We start from the raw sequence: 22,757 nt of genomic DNA, 5'->3' as shown, positions 1-22,757 counted from the left end.
GGGGTGCTAAGTGCTTGAAAATATGGCGGGAGCGACGGGGCTCGAACCCGCGACCTCCGGCGTGACAGGCCGGCGCTCTAACCAACTGAGCTACGCCCCCGCGGACGCCGTGCGGAGTTAAAGGTGCCCCCTCGCCAAGTCAAGCAAATGCGGCACCGCCGCACAGGAGGCTCCGGAAAGCCTTATTTCATGGGAAGAATCGATAGGCAGACCGGCCCCGAATCGTCTATCGGGCTTGGTACTGGCGGTTTGCCAACGCGCCGGTCTCAACGAGGAGGGTCCACTCAATGGCTACTGCACCAGGTAAGTCTACCCCGACGACCGTCACCCTGAAGCATCTCGCTGCGGCGCTCGCCGAACAGCACGAGATGTCGAAGAAACAGGCCGAGACTGTTCTCGGCGATCTCGTCGGCAATATCGTCAAACATCTGAAGAAGGGCGAGCGCATCCGCATTGGCGGGCTCGGCATTCTCCAGGTTCGCAAGCGCGCCGCCCGCATGGGCCGCAACCCCGCGACCGGCGAAGCGATCCAGATCAAGGCGAGCAAGAAGGTCGCCTTCCGCGCGTCGAAGGAATTGAAAGAAGCGATCTGACGGCGAAGGCCGGACCCTCACGGGCCGACGGCAGGTGCGGGAAACCGCGCCTGCCGTTTCTTTTTCAGCACGTCGAATTGCGTTTCGCAAAACACAGCCTGCCGAGCCGAAGCTCGCGAATGATCGCCCGCCTTCGCCCTCCGGGCTATGGCGCGGCAGCCTTCACGCGCTTTGCGAGCGAAGGCTGGTGGGCGGTGACGGGATCGAACCGCCGACATCCTGCGTGTAAAGCAGGCGCTCTACCAGCTGAGCTAACCGCCCGAAACTCGCCGCGAAGCGCAACGTCGCCTGCCGGCTCCCTGCCCTTTATCGCCCCGCGGGCCGCGCTGTAAAGCCGGGCGCACCGCCGCGGAACTTCCGGCAAAGCAAAAGCGGCGCCCGGAGGCGCCGCCTTGTATCGTATGCAGCCTTCTGCGCGGCGATCAGTGCGCGGTCAGGCCGGGGCCGTCGTCGTCGGCGGGCTTGTCGGACGCGGCAGCCGCCTTGGCACTCTCCTCATCCCACTGGATCGGCTCGGGCTTGCGCACCAGCGCACGCGCCAGCACCTCGTCCATCCGCGAGACCGGGATGATCTCCAGGCCCTTCTTGATGCTGTCGGAGATTTCCGTGAGATCCTTGGCGTTCTCGTCCGGGATCATCACGATCTTGATGCCGCCGCGGGCGGCCGCAAGCAGTTTCTCCTTCAGGCCGCCGATCGGCAGCACACGGCCGCGCAGCGTGATCTCGCCGGTCATGGCGACATCGCGGCGCACCGGGATGCCGGTCATCACCGACACGATGGCGGTCACCATCGCAACGCCGGCCGACGGGCCGTCCTTCGGGGTCGCCCCCTCCGGAACGTGAACGTGGATGTCGCGCTTGTCGAAGGCCGGCGGCTCGATGCCGAAGGCAACCGCGCGCGAGCGGACGTAAGACGCCGCCGCCGAGATCGACTCCTTCATCACGTCACGCAGGTTGCCGGTCACCGTCATGCGGCCCTTGCCCGGCATCTGCGTCGCCTCGATCGTGAGCAGCTCGCCGCCCACATCGGTCCAGGCCAGTCCGGTGACGACGCCGACCTGATCCTCGGTCTCGACCTCGCCGTACCGGAACTTCGGCACGCCGAGATAGTCTTCGAGAATCTTTTCGGTCACGGCGATCGACTTCTTCTTAGAAGTCATCAGGTCCTTGACCGCCTTGCGGACCAGCGTCGAAATCTCGCGTTCGAGATTACGGACACCCGCTTCCCGCGTGTAACGGCGGATCAGCGTGAGGAGTGCCGCGTCGTCGATCGACCATTCCTTGGCGTCGAGGCCGTGTTTGCCGACCGCGTGCGGGATCAGATGCTTGCGCGCGATCTCGACTTTCTCGTCCTCGGTGTAACCGGCAATCCGGATGATCTCCATGCGGTCCATCAAGGGCGGCGGAATATTGAGCGTATTCGCCGTCGTGATGAACATCACGTTGGAGAGATCGTAGTCGACCTCGAGATAGTGGTCGTTGAACGTCGCGTTCTGCTCCGGATCGAGCACCTCGAGCAGAGCCGAGGACGGATCGCCGCGGAAGTCAGCGCCCATCTTGTCGATCTCGTCGAGCAGGAACAGCGGGTTCGAGGTCTTGGCCTTGCGCATCGACTGGATGACCTTGCCGGGCATCGAGCCGATATAGGTGCGGCGGTGACCGCGGATCTCGGCTTCGTCGCGCACGCCGCCGAGCGACACGCGCACGAATTCGCGGCCGGTCGCCTTCGCGATCGACTTGCCGAGCGAGGTCTTGCCGACGCCCGGAGGGCCGACCAGGCACAGGATCGGGCCGGTCAGCTTGTTCGCGCGCTGCTGCACCGCGAGGTATTCGACGATGCGTTCCTTGACCTTCTCCAGGCCATAGTGATCGCTGTCGAGCACGTCCTCGGCGAGCTTGAGGTCCTTCTTGACCTTGGACTTCTTGCTCCACGGGATCGCGAGCAGCCAGTCGAGATAGTTGCGCACAACCGTCGCCTCGGCGGACATCGGAGACATCTGCCGCAGCTTCTTGAGTTCGTGATTGGCTTTCTCGCGAGCTTCCTTCGAGAGCTTGGTCTTCTTGATCTTGTCCTCGAGTTCGGCGAGTTCGTCCTTGCCGTCCTCGTCGCCCAGCTCCTTCTGGATCGCCTTCATCTGCTCATTGAGATAGTACTCGCGCTGCGTCTTCTCCATCTGGCGCTTGACGCGCGTGCGGATGCGCTTCTCGACCTGCAAGACCGAGATTTCGCTTTCCATGAAGCCGAGCACTTTCTCCAGACGCTGGGTGACGGCCGGCGTCTCGAGGATTTCCTGCTTGTCGGAAATCTTGACGGCGAGATGCGAAGCCACCGTGTCGGCGAGCTTGGCGTAGTCCTCGATCTGCTGGACGACGCCGACGACTTCCGGCGACACTTTCTTGTTGAGCTTCACATAGCCTTCGAATTCGGACACGACCGAACGCGCCAAGGCTTCCGCCTCGACTTCGTTGCCGATGTCATCGGCAATGACGGTCGCTTCCGCTTCGAAATATTCGCTGCGATCGCTGTATTTGACGACCTCGGCGCGCGACGCGCCCTCGACCAGCACCTTCACGGTGCCGTCGGGCAGCTTCAACAGCTGGAGAACGCTGGCGAGCGTGCCGGTCGTGAAGATCGCGTCCGGCTGCGGCTCGTCGTCGGAGGCGTTCTTCTGCGTCGCCAGCAGAATATAGGTGTCGGACCGCATGACTTCCTCAAGCGCGCGGATCGACTTCTCGCGCCCGACGAACAGCGGAACGATCATGTGCGGAAACACCACGATGTCGCGCAAGGGCAGCACCGGATAGGACTTGGTATCGCCAGCCTGCAGCGGAGGACGGGGTTTCGCCGTGGTCATTGCTTTCATTCCCTATGTTGTGCCCCTTGCGCCCTCGCCCCGCTTTTGCGGCAGCACAGGCCAAGTGCAAGTCACCAGCAAGTTCCGGCTCAGGGCAACGCGGTCGACGGCCCGGGCGGGCCTCCCGCGCGCTTCACAGCGGGTACGAATCCCTGACACCAAAGTCGCGAAACGAATCTACGTACGTTTTGTGCTTCGCACAGTATAGCTAAGATGAGGACCGATCCGGCGCAAGTTGCGCCCGATTTCCCAGTTAAAACGGGATCGTAGCCGGCTTGACCGGCCGGGAATCGGGCTGCGGTGCGGAAGCGGCGCCGGATGCCGACGGTTCCGTCAGGCGCTGGCGCTGCCCGCCGCCTCGTTCGAGCGGTCGCTGCGATCCGCGTAGATGTAGAGCGGACGCGCGGTGCCTTCGACGACCTCGCGCGAGATCACGACCTCTTCCACGCCTTCGAGGCTCGGCAGGTCGAACATGGTGTCGAGCAGGATGCCCTCCATGATCGACCGCAGCCCACGGGCGCCGGTCTTGCGCTCGATCGCCTTGCGGGAGATCGCGCCAAGCGCTTCCTCGGCGAAGGTGAGGTCGATCTGCTCCATCTCGAACAGCCGCTGGTACTGCTTGACCAGCGCGTTCTTCGGCTCGACCAGGATTTTCTTCAGCGACTCCTCATCGAGATCCTCGAGCGTCGCGACCACCGGCAGACGGCCGACGAATTCCGGGATCAGGCCATACTTGAGCAGATCCTCCGGCTCGACCTCGCGGAAGATTTCGCCGGTCTTGCGGTCTTCCGGCGCCAGCACCCGCGCGGCAAAGCCGATCGAGGTCGAACGGCCGCGCGCCGAAATGATCTTGTCGAGGCCGGCGAACGCGCCGCCGCACACGAACAGGATGTTGGTGGTGTCGACCTGCAGGAATTCCTGTTGCGGATGCTTGCGGCCGCCTTGCGGCGGCACCGACGCAACGGTGCCTTCCATGATCTTCAGCAGCGCCTGCTGCACGCCCTCGCCCGACACATCGCGGGTGATCGAGGGATTGTCCGACTTGCGGCTGATCTTGTCGATCTCGTCGATATAGACGATGCCGCGCTGGGCGCGCTCGACATTGTAGTCGGCGGCCTGCAGCAACTTCAGAATGATGTTCTCGACGTCCTCGCCGACATAACCGGCTTCGGTCAGCGTCGTCGCGTCGGCCATCGTGAACGGCACATCGAGGATGCGCGCCAGCGTCTGCGCCAGCAGCGTCTTGCCGGAGCCGGTCGGGCCGATCAGCAGGATGTTCGACTTCGCGAGTTCGACGTCGTTGTGCTTGGTCTGATGGTTGAGCCGCTTGTAATGGTTGTGAACGGCGACCGAGAGCACCTTCTTGGCGTGGTCCTGGCCGATCACGTAGTCATCGAGAACCTTGCGGATCTCCTTCGGCGTCGGAATGCCGTCGCGCGACTTCACCAGCGAGGACTTGTTCTCCTCACGGATGATGTCCATGCACAGTTCGACGCATTCATCGCAGATGAAAACGGTCGGACCGGCGATCAGCTTGCGGACCTCGTGCTGGCTCTTTCCGCAGAACGAGCAGTACAGAGTGTTCTTGGAATCGCTGCCGCCAACTTTGCTCATTCCGCTCTCCGTCTTCGGCGGTTCGAGGCCGAGAGGGCCAAATCCCGCTTACTCAAGCACTTTCCAGGCAAATCCCGCGCCGGAACCGCCGGTTCGGGTTCATTCGGCCGCTTGTGTCGGTGAGGCCCGGCCAGCGGCCTCACCCTCGCGTTATCCGACCAGCATAAGCGAAGCATGCTAACGGGAGGATAATCAAGATTCGATTAACGATAATACTCCCGTCACTCCCTCGCTTATTTAAGGCGTTTTGACGGCTCCGGAACCTGCGCCGCGCACCGCAGACCTGCGGCAATAAGGCGCTTTTACGCCGGTTTAGGCGTCAGTTCCTCCGGACGCTTTTCGATAACCTTGTCGACAAGTCCGAAATCCTTCGCCGCGTCCGCCGTCAGGAAGTAATCGCGCTCGAGCGCGTCTTCGATCTTCTTCAGCGACTGGCCGGTGTGCTTCACGTAGATCTCGTTCAGCCGCTTCTTCAGGTTCAGGATTTCCTGAGCGTGCAGCATGATGTCGGTGGCCTGGCCCTGGAAGCCGCCGGACGGCTGGTGGACCATGATCCGCGCATTGGTGAGCGCAAAGCGCATGTCCTTTTCGCCGGCCGTCAGCAGCAGCGAGCCCATCGAGGCCGCCTGCCCGATGCACAGCGTCGACACTGCGGGGCGGATGAACTGCATGGTGTCGTAGATCGCCATGCCGGAGGTGACCACGCCGCCGGGCGAGTTGATGTACATCGAAATTTCTTTTTTCGGATTCTCGGCTTCGAGGAACAGAAGCTGCGCCACCGCCACCGTCGCCATGCCGTCCTCGACTGGTCCGGTCAGGAAGATGATCCGCTCCTTCAGGAGCCGCGAGTAGATGTCATAGGCGCGTTCGCCACGGTTGGTCTGCTCGACCACCATGGGAACAAGGTAGTTCATGTAGGTATCGACAGGATCGCGCATCATTCACCCGGTTGTGGTGGAACATGAGAGACGCGCGGCACTTCACCCGGCCATACAGGCCCGGCAACGCCTTACACCCGCGCGCACCCGGAAAACTGGAATCACATATATACCCGGATCGGCGTCCGGCAACCAACCGCGAGGCCCTGTTTTACAGGGCTTTCGGGCGGGAGGGTTGATCGACCGTTAGGGCGCGCGCAGGAACAGCCCGCCGGACGATCAGGCGGCCGGCGCGTCGTCCTTGTAGAGATCCTCGCGCGACACCTTCTTCTCGCTCACGTCGGCGAGTTCCATGAGGAAGTCGACGACCTTTTCCTCGTAGAGCGGCGCCCGCAGGCCGGCGATGGCGCCGGGATTGTTGCGGTAGTAATCCCACACCTGCTTTTCCTGCCCCGGGAAACGGCGAGCCTGTTCGACCAGCGCCCGGTTCAGTTCGTCTTCGGATACCTCGATCTTGTTCTTGTCGCCGATCTCGGCAAGCACAAGGCCGAGCCGCACGCGGCGCTCGGCGATCTTGCCGTAATCCTCGCGCGCCTTCTCCTCGGTGGTGTTCTCGTCGGCGAAGGTCTTGTTCTGCTGCTGCAGCTCGGTGTTGACCGACTGCCAGACGCGATTGAACTCGTCCTCGACCAGCGACGGCGGCGGGTCGAACTTGTGCAGCTTGTCGAGCGCGTCGAGCAGCGCCCGTTTCACTTTCTGCCGCGTCATGCCACCATGCTCGGCCTCAATGCGCTCCTTGACCGCGGTGCGCAGCTTGTCGAGCGATTCAAGTCCGAGCGACTTGGCGAATTCCTCGTCGATGGTGACCGACTGCGGCGCCTCGACCGACTTCACGGTGACGTCGAACGAAGCGTCCTTGCCGGCGAGTTCCGCGTTCATGTAATTCGCCGGGAAGGTCGCCTTGACCTCTTTCTTGTCGCCCGCCGCGACACCGATCAACTGGTCCTCGAAGCCCGGAATGAAGGTGTTCGAGCCGATCTGGACGCTGATGCCCTCGCCGGTGCCGCCCTCGAACGGCTTGCCGTCGATCGAGCCGACGAAGTCGATGACGACGCGATCGTCCTTCTCGGACTTGCCGTCCTTGGCCGCATAAGGCCGGTTCTGGGTCGCGATGGTCTGCAGGGCCTCATCGACTTCGCTGTCGGCAACCTCGGCGACCGGCTTCTCGAGCTTGATGGTCTTGAAATCCGCGAGCGTGATGGCGGGGAGGATTTCCAGCGCGACGGTGTAGGCAAGGTCGGACTTGCCCTCCATCAGATTCTCGACCTCGGCCTGATCGGAGGGAAAATCCACCTTCGGCTCGCCGGCGAGTTTCAGGCCGCGCTCGGTCACGATCTGCGAATTGGCGTCGCGCACGGCGGCCTCGATCACCTCGGCCATCGCGCTCTTGCCGTAGAGGCGCTTCAGGTGCGCCACCGGCACCTTGCCGGGACGGAAACCGTCGATCCGCACGCGATCCTTCAACTCGTTGAGGCGCGCATTGACCTTGGTGTCGAGTTCGGCGGCAGGCACCACCACCTTGAACTCACGCTTGAGGCCTTCCGACAATGTTTCCGTGACTTGCATGACCACACTTTTCTCGTTCGTATCTTCGTTCGTGCCGATGTCCGGCGGTTTCTTCCAGCAGGCGGACGGCAACGCCGCGCCCCAATATCCGCGCCCATTGGCGTGGTGCGGGCGGAGGGATTTGAACCCCCACGACTTGCGTCACTGGAACCTAAATCCAGCGCGTCTACCAATTCCGCCACGCCCGCAACGGGCAACGCCGGTTTGCTCGATTGCCGGCGGGTACTTCGACGTCACGACTTAGACGCCGCGCGCCTTGCGGACAAGGCGCTTAAAGTCCCGGGGCGGCGGGCTTATATCACGCGAAACTCGCGCCGCACCACTTTTTGCGGGCTTTTGTGCCGGAATTGATCCAGCGCAAGACCGCCGCTTTTATATTCGCTATTCTGAATATAGGGGGAGACGCTGAGTTCTGGAGACTTCCCGATGGCCTTGCTGCCACCCCAGGTGACCCGCCGCCAGGTCCTTACCGGCATCGGCACCTGCGCGACCGTCTTTGTGCTCCCTAGCGCTTCCCGATCCCAGGATTCCGACGCAGGCTTCCGCCTCCTCCACGCTCGTCCGACAGGCGGCGCAAAACTGCGTGGCCCCAAATCCCCACCAACGCCCGTCTGGGGCTATGACGGCGTCGTGCCGGGTCCGACGCTGCGCGTCCGCCAGAGCGACGAACTGAAGGTGCGGCTCGTCAACGACCTGCCGCAGCCGACTGTCATTCACTGGCACGGCCTGCGGCTGCCAAACGCGATGGACGGCGTACCGCATCTGACCCAGATGCCGGTCGAATCCGGCGCGACGTTCGACTATCGCTTCACGGCGCCCGATGCCGGCACGTTCTGGTACCACACGCATGAACGCTCCTCCGAACAGATGGCGCGTGGGCTTTACGGCATCCTGATCGTCGACGAGCGCGAACCGGTCGCGGTCGACCGCGAAATCGTGCTGGTGGTCGATGACTGGCGATTGACCGAAAACGGCGACATTGCCGGCGGTTTTGGTAATGTCCACGATGCAATGATGGCCGGGCGGCTCGGCCAGTACATCACGCTCAACAGCGAAGATCTGCTCGACGTACCGCTCAGGACCAACGAGCGTGTGCGATTGCGCATCATCAACACCGCCAATTCGCGGATTTTCACGCTGCGATTCCACAGGCACGCACCGACGATCATCGCGCTCGATGGCCAGCCGGCGACGCCATTCGCCGCAAACAATGGTGCGGTGACGCTCGGGCCCGGCAATCGCGTTGATCTCATCCTCGATGCCACGCAGGCGCCGGGCACGACGACATCGATCTTGGTCGACGACCTGCGCGGTGGCGAGCTTGAGCTTGGCCGGTTCGTCTATGCAGGCGATCCGCCGATCCGGCCCGAACCGCAGTCGGAGGCGCTTGTCCTCCCTGCAAATCCGTTACCCGGCAAACTCGATCTCGCGACCGCCCTTCGCGTTGACGTACCGCTTGATGGTGGTGCGATGGCGATGATGGGAGGCGGCGGCATGATGGGACGCGGCATCGGTCGGGGACCGATGGGTGGCGACGGATTCCGCGGCCAGGGCCTCCCGCCCGATCAGCGTGTCTGGGCACTCGCGGAAATTTCAGCAACCGGCCACGATGGTCCCCCGCTGTTCACGGTTTCGCGTGGACGAACCGTCGTACTGGACTTTGCCAACCGGACGGCCTTTGCCCATGCCATGCACATTCACGGGCATCACTTCCGCCGTCTCAACCGTGACAATGACCGCCACGGCGACTTTTGGCTCGATACGACATTGGTCGACGTGCGCGAGACCGGACGCATCGCCTTCGTGGCCGACAATCGGGGCAAGTGGATGGTTCACTGCCACATGCTGGAACATATGGCGGCCGGCATGGCGGCGTGGTTCGAGGTCAGTTGAGGTTTGACGGACCCCACGTCTGTTCCGTCAACCCGCGTAGCACCGCCGGCAACTGGTCGGGCAGGTCTTCCGAGATCAATCCCGGGCCGAACCGTAGCGCGGCATCGCCGTGCATCCAGACCGCCGCGGAAGCCGCCTCGAAGGCCGGTGCGCCTTGCGCCAGCAGCCCGGCAATCATGCCGGCCAGCACGTCGCCGGAGCCGGCTGTCGCAAGCGTCGGCGGCGCATGGGCGCTGATGGAGGCGCGGCCGTCCGGGGCCGCAACGACAGTATCGGCGCCCTTCAGCAACAGAACGGCCCTGATAACTCGGGCCGCTGAACGTGCTTTTTCAAGTTTTGAATTAAGTATCGGATTTTTATTTATACTATTGAATAATCTAGAAAATTCTCCTTCGTGCGGCGTCAGGACGACGGAACGCTGCGGCAACGCGGCAATTGCGGCGGCAAGCGCCTCGGCCTCGTCGGCAAAGCTTGTCAGCGCGTCAGCGTCGAGAACCACCGCCGCTCCGCTGGCAAGTCCCGCCGCGACCTGCTCCCGCATCGCGGGGCCGACGCCGCCGCCCGGCCCGAGCACCAATGCGTTGCGCCGCCGGTCGGCCATGAACGCGCCAAGCTCGGCCGCGCCATCGACCGGCTTGACCATCACCGCCAGGTTTTCAGCCGCCTGCGCCGACAGCGCCTCGCGCGGCGAGGCAATGGTGACCAGCCCCGCCCCGATCCGCAGCGCCCCGCGCGCAGCGAGCCGCCCGGCTCCGGTCGAGGCGAGGCCGCCCGACACCACCACGGCATGGCCGCGCCCGTATTTATGTCCCTCCGCCGTCGGTTGCGGGAACGACGGCCACCACAGCGACGGCTCGTTGGCGAACGTCTGCGGACGGACCGTTTCCAGGACCCGCGACGGGATGCCGATGTCCGTGACCTGAAGCCGCCCGCAATGCAGCCGGCCCGGCAACAGCAGGTGCCCGGGCTTGCGGCGGAAGAAAGTCACCGTCCCCGTCGCCCGGACCGCCGCGCCCATCACCGCACCGCTATCGCCGTTGATACCGCTCGGCAGATCGACGGCAATAACGGGCTTCCCGAGTGCGTTGATCGCTTCGATCATCGCGCGTGGCAGGCCTTCAACCTCGCGCGCCAACCCTGCCCCGAACAACGCATCGACCGCGATGTCGGCAGCGGCGAGCGCGGCCGGATCGGCACCCTCGACCGGCCCGCTCCAGCGAGCCGCCGCAAGCGCGGCATCCCCCTCGAGCCGCCCGCGGTCGCCGACCAGCGCCAGGCGAACCGCATAGCCGCGCTCCATCAGCCGGCGCGCCGCCACAAAGCCGTCGCCGCCATTGTTGCCCGGTCCGGCGACGACCGTCACGGTCTTGCCCGCCGCCAGCGCCGCCACCGCATCGGCCACGGCCGCGCCGGCACGCTCCAACAAGTCAATGCCCGGCACGCCGCCGGCGATCGTCAGCCGATCGGCCTCTGCCATTTCGGCGGTGGTGAGCAGTTCGATCATCGTGGGCACCGTAGTCGGCACACCCGGCGACGACAATTCGCGGAACGTGCCGCTCTTTCCGGCGGCAATTCCGCTTCATGGCCTGATTATTTTATAGGCATATTGCTTCTTTTCGCGCCACAGACCGACAGGCCTCGCATCGGGCAGCGGTCGAGAGATCACGCAGGCATTTGACTTAACAGCGATTTCATCGCGCCGGCAGATTGGCACGAGACCTGCTAACGCAGAGGTCGGCCTGCCAGCATTCGAGGCGGACCACAGGAAGGGTCACTGCGCGATGAAGAAGATCGAGGCCATCATCAAGCCGTTCAAACTCGATGAGGTGAAGGAAGCGCTTCAGGAGGTCGGCCTCCAGGGCATCACGGTGACGGAAGCCAAGGGCTTCGGCCGCCAGAAGGGCCACACCGAACTTTACCGGGGCGCCGAATACGTCGTCGACTTTCTTCCCAAGGTGAAGATCGAGATCGTGCTCGGCGACGAGGCCGTCGAGAAGGCCGTTGATGCCATTCGCCGCGCAGCCCAGACTGGCCGCATCGGCGACGGCAAGATTTTTGTTTCCAACATCGAGGAAGCGATCCGGATCAGAACCGGAGAGTCCGGCCTCGACGCCATCTGACAATGCGGGGCGAACAGCCGCGCACAATTTCCACATAAAGGGGAATGCTTTCGATGAGTAACGCCAAGACCGTCATGAAGATGATCAAGGACAACGACGTGAAATACGTCGACTTCCGTTTCACCGACCCGCGCGGGAAATGGCAGCATGTCACCTTCGACGTCTCCATGATCGAGGAAGACACCTTCGCGGAAGGTCAGATGTTCGACGGCTCTTCGATCGCCGGCTGGAAGGCGATCAACGAGTCCGACATGTGCCTGATGCCGGACCCCTCTTCCGCCTGCATCGACCCCTTCTTCGCCGAGACCACGCTCGTCCTCATCTGCGACGTGCTCGAACCGACCACCGGTGAGCCCTACAACCGCGACCCGCGCGGCATCGCCAAGAAGGCCGAGGGCATGGTGAAGTCGATGGGCATCGGCGACGTGATCTATTTCGGCCCGGAAGCCGAATTCTTCGTGTTCGACGACGTCAAGTATTCCGCGACGCCCTACAACACCGGCTTCAAGGTGGACTCGGTCGAACTGCCAACCAACTCCGACACCGATTATGAAGGCGGCAATCTCGGCCATCATATCGGCATCAAGAAGGGCTACTTCCCGGTCCCGCCGCTCGACTCCGCGCAGGACATGCGTTCGGAAATGCTCGGCGCCATGGCGCGCATGGGCTGCAAGGTCGAAAAGCACCATCACGAAGTGGCTTCGGCCCAGCACGAACTCGGCCTGAAGTTCCAGCCGCTGACGCCGATGGCCGATCAGCTCATCATCTACAAGTACTGCATCCATCAGGTGGCGCAGATCTACGGCAAGACGGCGACGTTCATGCCGAAGCCGGTCTACGGCGACAACGGCTCAGGCATGCACTGCCATCAGTCGATCTGGAAGAGCGGCAAGCCGATCTTCGCCGGCAACAAATACGCCGACCTGTCGGACACCTGCCTGCACTACATCGCCGGCGTGCTCAAGCATGCCAAGGCCATCAACGCCTTCACCAACCCGACCACCAACTCCTACAAGCGTCTGGTGCCGGGCTTCGAGGCGCCGGTGCTGCTCGCCTACTCCTCGCGCAACCGTTCGGCGTCGTGCCGCATCCCGTACACGACCAACCCGAAGGCCAAGCGCGTCGAAGTGCGCTTCCCGGATCCGCTCGCCAATCCGTATCTCGCTTTCGCGGCGCTGCTGATGGCCGGTCTCGATGGCGTCAAGAACAAGCTCGACCCGGGCGGCCCGGCCGACAAGGATCTCTACGACCTGCCGCCGCAGGAACTGAAGAAGATCCCGACGGTTTGCGGCAGCTTGCGCGAGGCGCTCCAGTCGCTCGACAAGGACCGCGAGTTCCTCAAGGCCGGCGGCGTGTTCGATGACGACTTCATCGACAGCTACATCGAACTCAAGATGCAGGAAGTGATCAAATTCGAGCACACCCCGCATCCGGTCGAATTCGAGATGTACTACTCGGCGTAACGCTTGATCCCGAAAAGTGGGAACCGGTTTTCGGGCAAGATCATGCGTTGAAAAAATATCGCCGCGTCAGCGACACAATGCATCGAGGGGCGTCCCGCAGGACGCCCCTTTTTCTTTTCTTTCCGAATGAGCGTCAGATCAGGATGAGCGTCAGGACCGCGAGGCCGCACAGCACGCCGGCCACGGTCGCGATCGTGCGGCGATGCCGCCGCGGACCGTAAACGCCCTCGGCGCGCCGGGCGCGGATCAGCGCGGCGTCGAATTCGGCCGACGACGAATAGGAACAGGCAAGCGCCCGCCCCGCGCCGTCGGCGCAAGCCTCGAGAACCGCAAGATCGACGGCGGAAGCGGCAGAATGCTGATTCATGCCGGCATGGTAGGGCCGGTTTGGTAAACGCTTGGTTGCCGGCCTCAGGCATGCCCGCTAAATGCGAGGTCCGGCGCCAGTGGCGGGACCGCTGCCTGCGCCGCAGCCGGCGTTTCGCCGGCGCCATGAGCGACCTCGTCGGGCGCCGCCGCGCAGACGCGATTGCGGCCGCCGGACTTGGCGCGATAAAGCGCGGCGTCGCCGCGGGCCATCAACGCCTCGATCGCCTCGCTGGCATCGGCCGTCGAGGCGACGCCGATGCTCACGGTCGAATTGACCGCGATGTCGCCGACCAGGGTGCCGGCTTTCTGGAAATTGGCCCGCACGCGCTCGGCAATCTTGAGGGTCGTGTCTTCGTCGGCCGGCACGATCGCCGCGATCTCCTCGCCACCGAGCCGCGCAATGATATCGTCGGCGCGCATCGAGCCGCGCAAGGTTGCCGAGAACAGCCGCAGGATCTCGTCGCCCATCGCGTGGCCGAAGGTGTCGTTGATGCGCTTGAACTTGTCGAGGTCGAACATCATCAGCGTCACCGGCTTGGCCGCGCGGCGCTGGCGCATATAGAGCGCTGCGGTGCAGGAAAAGAACGCACGGCGGTTGAGCAGGCCGGTCAGCGGATCGGTCGAGGCGGCGGTGCGCTGCACCTGCACATGATGATCCTTCACCATCAGGAGGACGATGAAGGCCGCGCCGACCGAATAGATCATCGTCTCGAGCGCGAACACGACCAGCCAGCCGTCATGCGAGCCGAACAGGTTGTAGTTGCGCAGGCTGATCGGCGCGATGAACATGGCCGCATGCATCAGCGGCACCGCGAATGCGCCCGCGCGCGAGAACAGCGACTTGCGACGTTCGCGCCAGAGTTCCCAGGCGATGCAAAACGTATAGGCGCCGACGATGCCGGCGCCTATCACACGATCCTGTCCTGCGTCCGCGGCCAGTTGCGGAAATTGCAGGCACATCAGCCAGACGAACGCGCCGCCGAATGTCGCGGACAGCAGAATCGGCCGGCCGTGAAACAGGCGCACGCCGTTCCACACCATGCCGCATGCGATAAAGATCAGCACGCCGGACAGCGCGGCCGGCATGGCGATGAGCGGCCGCGGCGCGTTCGCCAGAGCGATCGCCGATGCGCCGATCATGTAGGCGGCGCCCCACCACGCGAAGGCGCGGGTGTCGCGCTCCTGCAGCCAGATGATGATGAGGAACAGGCCGAGCAGCGCGCCCACCGCAGAGGAGGTCACCACGATGGCGGAGATGTCCACCGCGCCAACAGATTGGCCAAGAGACTGCATCGACGTGACTGTTGCCTCGCGCAGCCCCGGCGATGTCCGGCGCGCAGCGGCAACCTAGCCGCAGCACGTCGCTGAAAAATTGTCCGAAACGGTCCGCTTCGCGATAACAATGCCTAAAATGCCGTCCAATGCGGCAACGCTGACGGCGCGGCCGGCCGTCCGCGGCCGCCATCGCATGGCTGCAATGGCGGGAAACGGCTGCCGCATCGCCTCCGGTCACGGTAAAAAGCCCGCTCAGGTGGGGTGACTTTCACGACATGGCTGCCGGGACCGTGATCAACCGGGCGATGACCGCCCGCGAATGGATGCTGCTGGTTGCGCTCGCGATCCTGTGGGGCGCGGGCTACCCGCTCCTCGCCGTTGCGGTGCGAGAATTTCCGCCGTTGACCTTGACCTTCCTGCGCGTCGCCCTCGCCGCCGCAATGCTGCATATCGTCATTCGCGCCGCAGGCATCGCGATACCGACCGACCGGGCGAGCTGGAGGATGTTCGTCGGTCAGGCCTTCCTCAACAACATCATCCCGTTCTGGCTGATCAGCTGGGGTCAGCAATATATTCCGGGCGGGATCACTTCCGTTCTGGTCGCCAGCACGCCCTTCTTCACGGTGATCGCCGCGCACTACTTCACAAGCGATGAAAAGATGACGCCGCTGCGCGTGTCCGGCGTTCTGCTCGGCATGGCCGGCGTCGCGACGATCATCGGTCCGTCGGCCTTGAGCCGGTTCAACATCGACGTGCTCGGCGAACTCGCCATCGTCGGCGCAGCGGTGTCCTACACCATCGCCGGGATTTACGGCCGCCGCGCCGGGGCGCGCGGCATTGCACCGATCGCCACGGCGACCGGCATGCTGACCATGTCGACCGTCATCCTGCTGCCGGTCGCGCTCATCGTCGATCGGCCGTGGGGGCTCGCGCCACCGAGCATGGAGGCCTGGCTCTGCCTGCTCGCGATCGCGCTCCCGAGCACCGCGCTCGGCTATCTGATCTTCTTCCGCGTGCTGGCGAGCGCCGGTTCGACCAACATCATGCTGGTGACCTTCCTGCTGCCGGTCACAGCCATTCTTCTCGGCGTCACATGGCTCGGCGAACATCTCGAGCCGCGGCATCTCGCCGGCATGGCGCTGATCGCGCTCGGGCTGTCCGCCATCGACGGCCGCGTCTGGCAGCGCCTGCGCGGCCGGCGATCGGCCGCGGCCGAATAAGCCAGCATCCAATAAGCCAGCATCCAAAAGCAAAAAGCGCGCCGTGAGGCGCGCTTTCCGATGTCGTTGTCGCGTTCGTCCGTTGCGCAATCAGCGCTTCGAGAACTGGAACGAACGGCGGGCCTTGGCGCGGCCGTATTTCTTGCGCTCGACCACGCGGGAGTCGCGGGTGAGGAAGCCGCCGCGCTTGAGCGTCGTGCGCAGATCCGGCTCGAAATAGGTCAGCGCCTTGGAGAGGCCGTGACGCACCGCGCCCGCCTGTCCCGACAGGCCGCCGCCCGACACCGTGCAGATGACGTCGTACTGGCCGTTGCGGTTGGTGGCGACCAGCGGCTGCTGGATCATCATGCGCAGCACCGGACGCGCGAAGAACACCTCGACCGCCTTGGTGTTGATCGTGATCTTGCCGGAGCCCGGCTTGATCCACACGCGGGCGACCGCGTTCTTGCGCTTGCCGGTCGCGTAGGCGCGACCCTGCTTGTCGACCTTCTTCTCGTGCTTGACCGCTTCAGGAGCGGCCGGCTTCAGCGCGGAGAGGCCTTCGAGAGACGAAACGGTGTCGGCCACGATCACGCACTCCTCTTGTTCTTGCGGTTCATCTTGCCGACATCGAGCGCTTCGGGCTTCTGGGCCTCGTGCGGATGGTCGGGGCCCGGATAGACGCGGAGATTGCCGAGCTGCACCCGGCCGAGCGGACCGCGCGGCAGCATGCGCTCCACCGCCTTCTCGACGATGCGCTCGGGGAAGCGGCCGGCGAGAATCGCCTTGGCGCTACGCTCCTTGATGCCGCCGATATAGCCGGTGTGGTGGTAATAGACCTTCTGCTCGCGCTTGCGGCCGGTCAGCACGATCTTGGCGGCGTTGATGATGATGACATTGTCGCCGTCATCGACATGCGGCGTGTAGGACGGCTTGTGCTTGCCGCGCAGACGCATCGCGACGAGAGAGGCGAGACGACCGACCACGAGACCCGTAGCGTCGATCATCACCCACTTCTTCTCGATGTCGGCGGCTTTGGCCGAGAAGGTTTTCATGATGGATCCTGAAACAAGACAGCGGACCGCCGGGTCCGCCAAAGTCGCGGCTATGTAGCGTGGGGACTTCGATACCGTCAACGGCTCAAAGAGAATATTTATATAATTAAAACAATGGCTTACAATTTTGGTATTTTAATACCTGTTTCTATCTCACGCCGGCGGAATGGAATAGGTGGAGGTCACATGAGCCACCGGCTCGTCCTGCCCCTCCGAACGGATCGTCACCTCGCCCACCACCAGCCGCTTGCCATGCTTGAGAAGCCGCGCGTCGGCCAGCAGGTCAGCCTGGGCGGGCTTGCGCAGGAAATTGATGTTGAGGTTGGTCGTCACCGCCAGCGGCACCCGGCCTGCCGCCGAAAACACCGCCACATACATCGCGAAATCCGCGAGCGCCATCATGGTCGGCCCGGAGATCGTGCCGCCGGGGCGCAGGTGCTGCGGCAGATAGGCCTGCCGGACCCGGCATGCTCCGAATTCGACCTGCGCGATGCTCAGACCGCTGCCCGGAAAAAACGCCTGCGGAAATTCCTTCAGGAGAAGCTTCTCGATCTCGTCCGCCGACAGTGCTGGCGTCTTCATTCCCGCCCCCCGTTTGAGGTGCAATTTCTGCGGGCGGCAGCACTTGACGTCAATTCCTCTTTTTACGCTTCGCCACCTTGGTTGTTTTGGTTTTGCGCTCCTTGCCGTAGAGCGCACGCAACTCGTCCTTGGCGTTTTCCAGCTTGGCCTTTCGCAACGTCGGGAGATCCTTGCCGGCCCGGTTGATATAGAAGGTCAGCATCGACATCGCCGAGCGATAGGCGCCCGATTTCCGCCGGCGGCTGCGCTCCGCCGACCGCTTGAGCGAACGTGCGATCGCCCTGGCGCTTGGCTTGGTAAAAACGCCCTTTTCGAGCGTCAGCGCGTCGCTCTCGTCCGTGACTCGCTGTGACCAGCGCCTGCCCTGCCGCTCCCGCTTTTTCGTTCTGCTCTTCTTTGCCATGGTCCGCTCTCTTGCAACGCAAGCCCCCGGCAGCCACACTCACAACATGACAAGGCACACTCCGGTTCCCGACACGACGCAAGACCCCGCGCTCAAGCGCGAGCAGCAAGGCCGCGTCACGGTGCTGACCTTCAACCGGCCGCGCTCGCGCAACACGCTCACGGAGTCGATGCTGAAAACCCTGAGCGAGACCTTCGTGGACATCGCGAAGGATCGCGCGACGCGCGCCGTCGTCATCGCGTCGGAAGGCCCGGTGTTCTCCGCCGGCCACGACCTCAAGGAGATGACCGCGCGGCGCGGCGATGCCGACGGCGGCAAAGCCTATTTCAAGCTCATCATGGACACCTGCAGCGGCATGATGCAGCAGATCGTCAACCTGCCGCAGCCGGTGATCGCCGCGGTCGAGGGCACCGCCACCGCCGCCGGTTGCCAGTTGGTCGCCGCCTGCGATCTCGCCATTGCCGCCACGTCGGCGAAGTTCGGCACCTCCGGCATCAATGTGGGCCTGTTCTGCTCGACGCCGATGGTTGCGCTCTCGCGAAAAGTGTTGCGCAAGCACGCGATGGAAATGCTGCTGACCGGCGAACTGATCGCAGCCGAGGAGGCCCACCGCTTCGGCCTCGTCAATCGCGTGGTCGCGGCGGGCGCGGCGCGCGCCGAGGCGCTGGCGCTCGCCAACACGATCGCGGCCAAGTCGCGCACCGGCATCCAGCTCGGCAAGCGCGCCTTCTACAAGCAGATCGAAATGCCGCTCGCCGAGGCCTATCGCTACACCAGCGAGGTCATGGTCGAAAACATGCTGGAAGCCGACGCCAAAGAGGGCATCGGCGCATTCATCGACAAACGCGATCCGAAATTCGACGATCGTTGATCGATCGCTTTCACGCCGGCTTGATCGCCACCTCACGCCTCCCCGCTTCCCATGCCTGCTCTGCGGGCTTACATCAGGCGCGAAGCTTTGGGGCATCCCATGACAAACGCCGACATCGTTTTCACACCTGCCGCCCGCCGCGCCATGGAAGCGCGCGGCTCGCTCAAAGCCTATGAGCGCCGCCTGACGGAAGGTTTTCCGAATACGGTCACGCCCGAGCTTGCCTCCTTCATTGCCGAACAGGACATGGCGTTTCTGGCAACCGCGACGGCGGACGGGGCGCCTTACATCCAGCACCGCGGCGGACCGAAGGGCTTCATCAAGGTGATCGACGAGCGCACCCTCGGCTTCGCCGACTATCGCGGCAACCGGCAATACATCACCGTCGCGAACCTGTCGGAGAACGACCGCGCCTATCTGTTCCTGCTCGATCCGGCGCGGCGGCAGCGCGTCAAGCTGTGGGGCCGCGCCCGCATCGTCGAGGACGATCCGGCGCTGATCGAACGGCTGTTCGACACGGGCTACAAGGCGAAGCCCGAACGGGCGATCCTGTTCACCATCGAGGCGTGGGACGTGAACTGCTCGCAGCACATCGTCACGCGCTTCTCCGAAGCCGACATCGAACAGGCGCTCGGCCCCGAAATGGCGAAGATGAAAGCCCGCATCGCCGAACTGGAAGCAGAGAACGCCCGGCTGAAGGCGCAGGGCCAACCCGCCGACGAGCCGTCGCGCTGACCGAATCCTCCTAAAAATCGTCGGCCCGGCGAAATTCCAAGCTGATATAGGGAACCCGCGCGAGCGCTCTGGATGCGCTCGATTCTTTGAACGCGATACCCGGATCACGAATCTTGGAACACACAGGGGGATTCCCAATGACGAAAGCGGCGCTTCTCGCCACCGTTCTCTGCCTCGGCTTCGTGCCGGCGGCGCTGGCGCAGGACATGACCTCGGCCGAACGCAGCGCCTGCATGGGCGACTACCAGAAATTCTGCAACGGCACCCCGCGCGGCGGCGGCAAGATCCTCGTCTGCCTCGACCAGCAGGGCGCCAAGCTTTCGCCGGCCTGCCGCAAGGTCGTCGACGCCCGCAAGAAGTAAGTCAACCGCTTACGCGCCGAGCGAAATACAGCGCCCCGCCGTTCCGGCGGGGCGTCTTGCTTGTGGGAGGCGCACTCCTCCATATTAGGCGCAATGAATCACGACCACTATCCGGACAGCTATATCCGCGGCATCCTCAACACCGTGAAGACCGTCGCGATGGTCGGCTTTTCGCCGAACACCAGCCGGCCGAGCTATTTCGTCTTCAAATATTTGTTTGAGCGCGGCTACCGCGTGATCCCGATCAATCCCGGCCATGCCGGCAAAGAGATCAACGGACAGACAGTCTACGCGACGCTGGCCGATGTGCCGGAGCCGATCGACATGATCGATATTTTCCGCGGCTCGCAACATGCGCTGCCGATCGTCGAGGAGGCGCTGGCGCTCGACCCCAGGCCGCAGGTGATCTGGATGCAACTGACGGTCCGCAACGATGAAGCCGCCGCCCGCGCCGAGGCCGCCGGCCTCAAGGTCGTGATGAACCGCTGCCCGAAGATCGAGTATGGCCGCCTCTCCTCGGAGATCGGCTGGCTCGGCGTCAACTCGCGGACACTGACCTCAAAGCGCGCAAAAATTCTCGGCAAGGGTGCACAGCGCATGTCGCTCGACCGGCAGACCTTCCAGGGCCGCGCGACCGACGACGAAGACCGCGGCCAATGACCGCGCGGCCGGCGCCGCATTCATTCTCCTCACCGGCCAGCACACGATGCGTTCGTTTCAAACCGCGCCGCACAATGCGCAATCGCTTGACGCTGTCGCGGCGCGGCTGGTTTAAATTGCAGCGACGATAGAACCACAACAAGCCACCGGAGCCGACCATGACCGACCGTGAGCCTGGATTTGCAACGCTGGCCGTCCATGCCGGCGCGCAGCCCGACCCGACCACCGGCGCGCGGGCGACGCCGATCTACCAGACGACGTCCTTCGTGTTCGACGACGTCGAGCACGCGGCGTCGCTGTTCGGCCTGCAGGCTTTCGGCAACATCTACACCCGCATCACCAACCCGACCACGGCCGTGCTCGAGGAGCGTGTCGCCGCGCTCGAGGGCGGCACGGCGGCGCTCGGCGTCGCCTCCGGCCACGCCGCGCAGGTGCTGGTCATGCACGCGCTGATGACGCCAGGCGACGAGTTCATCGCCTCCAAGAAGCTCTATGGCGGCTCGATCAACCAGTTCAATCATTCCTACAAGAACTTCGGCTGGAACGTGGTCTGGGCCGACCCGGACGACCTCTCGACCGTCGAGAAAGGCATCTCCGACAAGACCAAGGCGATCTTCATTGAGTCGATCGCCAACCCCGGCGGCATCATCACCGACATCGAAGGGATCTCGAAGATTGCCCGCAAGGCCGGCGTGCCGCTCGTCGTCGACAACACGCTGGCGACGCCGTATCTCTGCAAACCGTTCGACTTCGGCGCCGATATCGTCGTGCATTCGCTGACCAAATTCCTCGGCGGCCACGGCAACTCGATCGGCGGCATCATCGTCGATGGCGGCACCTTCAACTGGTCGCGAGACAAGCGCTATCCGATGCTGTCGGAGCCGCGCCCGGAATATCAGGGCATCGTGCTGCACGAGACGTTCGGCAACTTCGCCTTCGCCATCGCCTGCCGCGTGCTCGGCCTGCGCGATCTCGGACCGGCGCTGTCGCCGTTCAATGCGTTCCTCATCCTCAACGGCATCGAGACGCTGCCGCTGCGCATGCAGCGTCACAGCGACAACACGCTCGCCGTCGCCGAATATCTGTCGAAGCATCCGGCGGTGTCATGGGTCGTCTACCCGGGGCTTACCGGCGACAAGTACAACGCGCTCGCCAAGAAATACGCGCCGAAAGGCGCCGGCGCGGTGTTCACCTTCGGCCTCAAGGGCGGCTACGACGCCGGCGTCAAGCTCGTCTCCAACGTCAAACTGTTCTCGCATCTCGCCAATATCGGCGACACCCGCTCGCTGATCATTCACCCGGCTTCGACCACGCACCGCCAACTCTCCGACGAGCAGAAAGTGCAGGCCGGCGCCGGGCCGGACGTGGTGCGACTGTCGATCGGCATCGAGGACAAGGACGACATCATCGCCGATCTCGAACAGGCGTTGAAATAACCAGCCGTGCGCGCGGCCGCGCTCGTTTCCGTCCTCATCCTGCTGCCGCTCGCGGCGCAGGCGCAACAGCACGGTCGTGGCCGCGTCGCTCCCGATCTCGTCTATCTGCGCGATGTCGATCCGAGCGTCCGGCAGGACATCCGTTATGCTGGCCCGGACAATTTCACCGGCCATCCGCTGCCGGGTTACCGCGCAGCGGAATGCCTGCTGCGCCGGCCGGTCGCACTGGCGCTCGCCCGCGTGCAGGCCGACCTTGCCCGCGACAATCTCTCGCTGAAAGTCTACGACTGCTACCGCCCCGCCCGCGCGACCGTCGGCATGGCGCGCTGGGCGCGCAATCCTTCCACGACGCCCGACACCAGGCGTTTCTATCCTTCGCTCCGCAAGAGTGAGTTGTTCCACGGCTACATTTCGTCGTCCTCCGCGCACTCGCGCGGGGTCGCGGTCGATCTCACGCTGGTGCCGCGCCATGCGCCAAGCCCGGCGCGCTTCGATCCGGCGGCGCATTACGGCTCATGCATCGCGCCTGCCGCGCAGCGCGCGCCGGACGACAGCCTCGACATGGGCACCGGCTTCGATTGCTTCGACGTCAGGAGCCACACCCGCAGCCCCGGACTCAGCGCCGGCCAGCGCGCCGCGCGCGAGCGGCTGCGCACGGCGATGACGCGTCACGGCTTCAAGAACTATTTTCGCGAGTGGTGGCACTATTCCTATCCGGCGGCCGACCCCGGCGTTGCCTTCGACGTGCCGATCGACAGAAAACCGTAG

The 22,757-nt window shown here is 64.0% G+C and carries 22 protein-coding genes and 3 tRNA genes; 11 read left to right on the top strand and 14 right to left on the bottom strand.

Annotation, left to right across the window (positions count from 1 at the left end):
* Positions 1 to 23: 23 nt before the first annotated feature.
* Positions 24 to 100 (bottom strand) — tRNA-Asp (locus tag AB7F10_RS09435).
* A 187-nt stretch (positions 101 to 287) separates the two neighbouring features.
* Here AB7F10_RS09435 and AB7F10_RS09430 point away from each other — a divergent pair.
* Complete coding sequence (locus tag AB7F10_RS09430) at positions 288 to 593, top strand: HU family DNA-binding protein (RefSeq protein WP_428564536.1); 306 nt, start codon at positions 288 to 290, stop codon at positions 591 to 593.
* Positions 594 to 778: 185 nt separating this feature from the next.
* Here the strand turns inward: AB7F10_RS09430 and AB7F10_RS09425 are convergent.
* From AB7F10_RS09425 to AB7F10_RS09400, 6 genes are all read right to left on the bottom strand, one after another.
* Positions 779 to 854, bottom strand: a tRNA-Val gene (locus AB7F10_RS09425).
* 161 nt (positions 855 to 1,015) lie between these two features.
* Complete coding sequence (gene lon / locus AB7F10_RS09420; protein ID WP_428564533.1) at positions 1,016 to 3,448, bottom strand: endopeptidase La; 2,433 nt, start codon at positions 3,446 to 3,448, stop codon at positions 1,016 to 1,018.
* 333 nt (positions 3,449 to 3,781) lie between these two features.
* Entirely contained in the window at positions 3,782 to 5,062 is a 1,281-nt protein-coding gene (gene clpX / locus AB7F10_RS09415) for an ATP-dependent Clp protease ATP-binding subunit ClpX (RefSeq protein ID WP_428564530.1), read from the bottom strand.
* 302 nt (positions 5,063 to 5,364) lie between these two features.
* The gene (gene clpP / locus AB7F10_RS09410) at positions 5,365 to 6,000 is read right to left on the bottom strand and encodes an ATP-dependent Clp endopeptidase proteolytic subunit ClpP (RefSeq protein ID WP_428564551.1); all 636 of its coding nucleotides are present in this window, start codon (positions 5,998 to 6,000) and stop codon (positions 5,365 to 5,367) included.
* A gap of 219 nt (positions 6,001 to 6,219) precedes the next feature.
* Positions 6,220 to 7,566 carry a trigger factor gene (tig, locus tag AB7F10_RS09405; protein WP_428564527.1) on the bottom strand — a complete coding sequence of 449 codons (1,347 nt, stop codon included), beginning with the start codon at positions 7,564 to 7,566 and terminating at the stop codon, positions 6,220 to 6,222.
* Positions 7,567 to 7,669: 103 nt separating this feature from the next.
* Positions 7,670 to 7,754, bottom strand: a tRNA-Leu gene (locus AB7F10_RS09400).
* A gap of 238 nt (positions 7,755 to 7,992) precedes the next feature.
* Here AB7F10_RS09400 and AB7F10_RS09395 point away from each other — a divergent pair.
* The gene (locus AB7F10_RS09395) at positions 7,993 to 9,459 is read left to right on the top strand and encodes a multicopper oxidase family protein (RefSeq protein WP_428564524.1); all 1,467 of its coding nucleotides are present in this window, start codon (positions 7,993 to 7,995) and stop codon (positions 9,457 to 9,459) included.
* Here AB7F10_RS09395 and AB7F10_RS09390 read toward each other — a convergent pair.
* Positions 9,452 to 10,960 carry an NAD(P)H-hydrate dehydratase gene (locus AB7F10_RS09390; protein ID WP_428564548.1) on the bottom strand — a complete coding sequence of 503 codons (1,509 nt, stop codon included), beginning with the start codon at positions 10,958 to 10,960 and terminating at the stop codon, positions 9,452 to 9,454. The two genes, AB7F10_RS09395 and AB7F10_RS09390, sit on opposite strands and share 8 nt — an antisense overlap.
* Positions 10,961 to 11,240: 280 nt before the next feature.
* Between AB7F10_RS09390 and AB7F10_RS09385 the strand changes: the two genes are divergently transcribed.
* Both AB7F10_RS09385 and glnA read left to right on the top strand, forming a co-directional pair.
* Positions 11,241 to 11,579, top strand: coding sequence for a P-II family nitrogen regulator (locus AB7F10_RS09385; RefSeq protein ID WP_428564521.1), 339 nt, complete (start codon positions 11,241 to 11,243; stop codon positions 11,577 to 11,579).
* Positions 11,580 to 11,632: 53 nt separating this feature from the next.
* Positions 11,633 to 13,042 carry a type I glutamate--ammonia ligase gene (glnA, locus tag AB7F10_RS09380; protein WP_428564518.1) on the top strand — a complete coding sequence of 470 codons (1,410 nt, stop codon included), beginning with the start codon at positions 11,633 to 11,635 and terminating at the stop codon, positions 13,040 to 13,042.
* A 133-nt stretch (positions 13,043 to 13,175) separates the two neighbouring features.
* Here glnA and AB7F10_RS09375 read toward each other — a convergent pair whose 3' ends face one another.
* Together AB7F10_RS09375 and AB7F10_RS09370 are read right to left on the bottom strand one after the other, a co-directional pair.
* Positions 13,176 to 13,409 carry a hypothetical protein gene (locus tag AB7F10_RS09375; RefSeq protein ID WP_428564515.1) on the bottom strand — a complete coding sequence of 78 codons (234 nt, stop codon included), beginning with the start codon at positions 13,407 to 13,409 and terminating at the stop codon, positions 13,176 to 13,178.
* 44 nt (positions 13,410 to 13,453) lie between these two features.
* Complete coding sequence (locus tag AB7F10_RS09370; protein WP_428564512.1) at positions 13,454 to 14,704, bottom strand: diguanylate cyclase; 1,251 nt, start codon at positions 14,702 to 14,704, stop codon at positions 13,454 to 13,456.
* 257 nt (positions 14,705 to 14,961) lie between these two features.
* Here AB7F10_RS09370 and AB7F10_RS09365 point away from each other — a divergent pair, with 257 nt between their 5' ends.
* Positions 14,962 to 15,906 (top strand): DMT family transporter, encoded by a 945-nt coding sequence (locus AB7F10_RS09365; protein ID WP_428564509.1) that lies wholly within the window; start codon positions 14,962 to 14,964, stop codon positions 15,904 to 15,906.
* Positions 15,907 to 15,996: 90 nt separating this feature from the next.
* Here AB7F10_RS09365 and rpsI read toward each other — a convergent pair whose 3' ends face one another.
* From rpsI to AB7F10_RS09345, 4 genes are all read right to left on the bottom strand, one after another.
* On the bottom strand, positions 15,997 to 16,473 hold the full coding sequence (rpsI, locus tag AB7F10_RS09360; protein ID WP_428564506.1) for a 30S ribosomal protein S9: 477 nt from the start codon (positions 16,471 to 16,473) through the stop codon (positions 15,997 to 15,999).
* Between the two features lie 2 nt (positions 16,474 to 16,475).
* Positions 16,476 to 16,940: a 50S ribosomal protein L13 gene (gene rplM / locus AB7F10_RS09355; protein ID WP_428564503.1), complete on the bottom strand. Its 465-nt coding sequence runs from the start codon at positions 16,938 to 16,940 to the stop codon at positions 16,476 to 16,478.
* Positions 16,941 to 17,093: 153 nt separating this feature from the next.
* Positions 17,094 to 17,522, bottom strand: coding sequence for a PaaI family thioesterase (locus tag AB7F10_RS09350; RefSeq protein WP_428564500.1), 429 nt, complete (start codon positions 17,520 to 17,522; stop codon positions 17,094 to 17,096).
* A gap of 49 nt (positions 17,523 to 17,571) precedes the next feature.
* Positions 17,572 to 17,925, bottom strand: a complete 354-nt coding sequence (locus AB7F10_RS09345) for a DUF3175 domain-containing protein (RefSeq protein ID WP_428564498.1) — start codon at positions 17,923 to 17,925, stop codon at positions 17,572 to 17,574.
* A gap of 46 nt (positions 17,926 to 17,971) precedes the next feature.
* On the opposite strand from AB7F10_RS09345, the gene AB7F10_RS09340 reads away from it, so the two are divergent.
* The 6 genes from AB7F10_RS09340 to AB7F10_RS09315 all read left to right on the top strand — a co-directional run bounded on the left by AB7F10_RS09340 (position 17,972) and on the right by AB7F10_RS09315 (position 22,757).
* Positions 17,972 to 18,796, top strand: coding sequence for an enoyl-CoA hydratase (locus tag AB7F10_RS09340; RefSeq protein WP_428564495.1), 825 nt, complete (start codon positions 17,972 to 17,974; stop codon positions 18,794 to 18,796).
* 99 nt (positions 18,797 to 18,895) lie between these two features.
* Positions 18,896 to 19,531, top strand: coding sequence for a pyridoxamine 5'-phosphate oxidase family protein (locus AB7F10_RS09335; protein ID WP_428564492.1), 636 nt, complete (start codon positions 18,896 to 18,898; stop codon positions 19,529 to 19,531).
* Between the two features lie 137 nt (positions 19,532 to 19,668).
* On the top strand, positions 19,669 to 19,893 hold the full coding sequence (locus AB7F10_RS09330; RefSeq protein WP_428564489.1) for a hypothetical protein: 225 nt from the start codon (positions 19,669 to 19,671) through the stop codon (positions 19,891 to 19,893).
* 93 nt (positions 19,894 to 19,986) lie between these two features.
* The gene (locus tag AB7F10_RS09325) at positions 19,987 to 20,553 is read left to right on the top strand and encodes a CoA-binding protein (protein WP_428564486.1); all 567 of its coding nucleotides are present in this window, start codon (positions 19,987 to 19,989) and stop codon (positions 20,551 to 20,553) included.
* A gap of 158 nt (positions 20,554 to 20,711) precedes the next feature.
* Entirely contained in the window at positions 20,712 to 21,989 is a 1,278-nt protein-coding gene (locus tag AB7F10_RS09320) for an O-acetylhomoserine aminocarboxypropyltransferase (protein ID WP_428564483.1), read from the top strand.
* A gap of 6 nt (positions 21,990 to 21,995) precedes the next feature.
* A complete protein-coding gene (locus tag AB7F10_RS09315; RefSeq protein ID WP_428564480.1) occupies positions 21,996 to 22,757 on the top strand; it encodes a M15 family metallopeptidase in 762 nt (253 codons plus the stop codon).

The organism is Pseudolabrys sp. (assembly GCF_050250095.1).
Taxonomy (GTDB): domain Bacteria; phylum Pseudomonadota; class Alphaproteobacteria; order Rhizobiales; family Xanthobacteraceae; genus Pseudolabrys.
The sequence above is the reverse complement of the archived record's forward strand: the minus strand, read 5'-3'. Positions and strand labels throughout refer to the sequence as shown.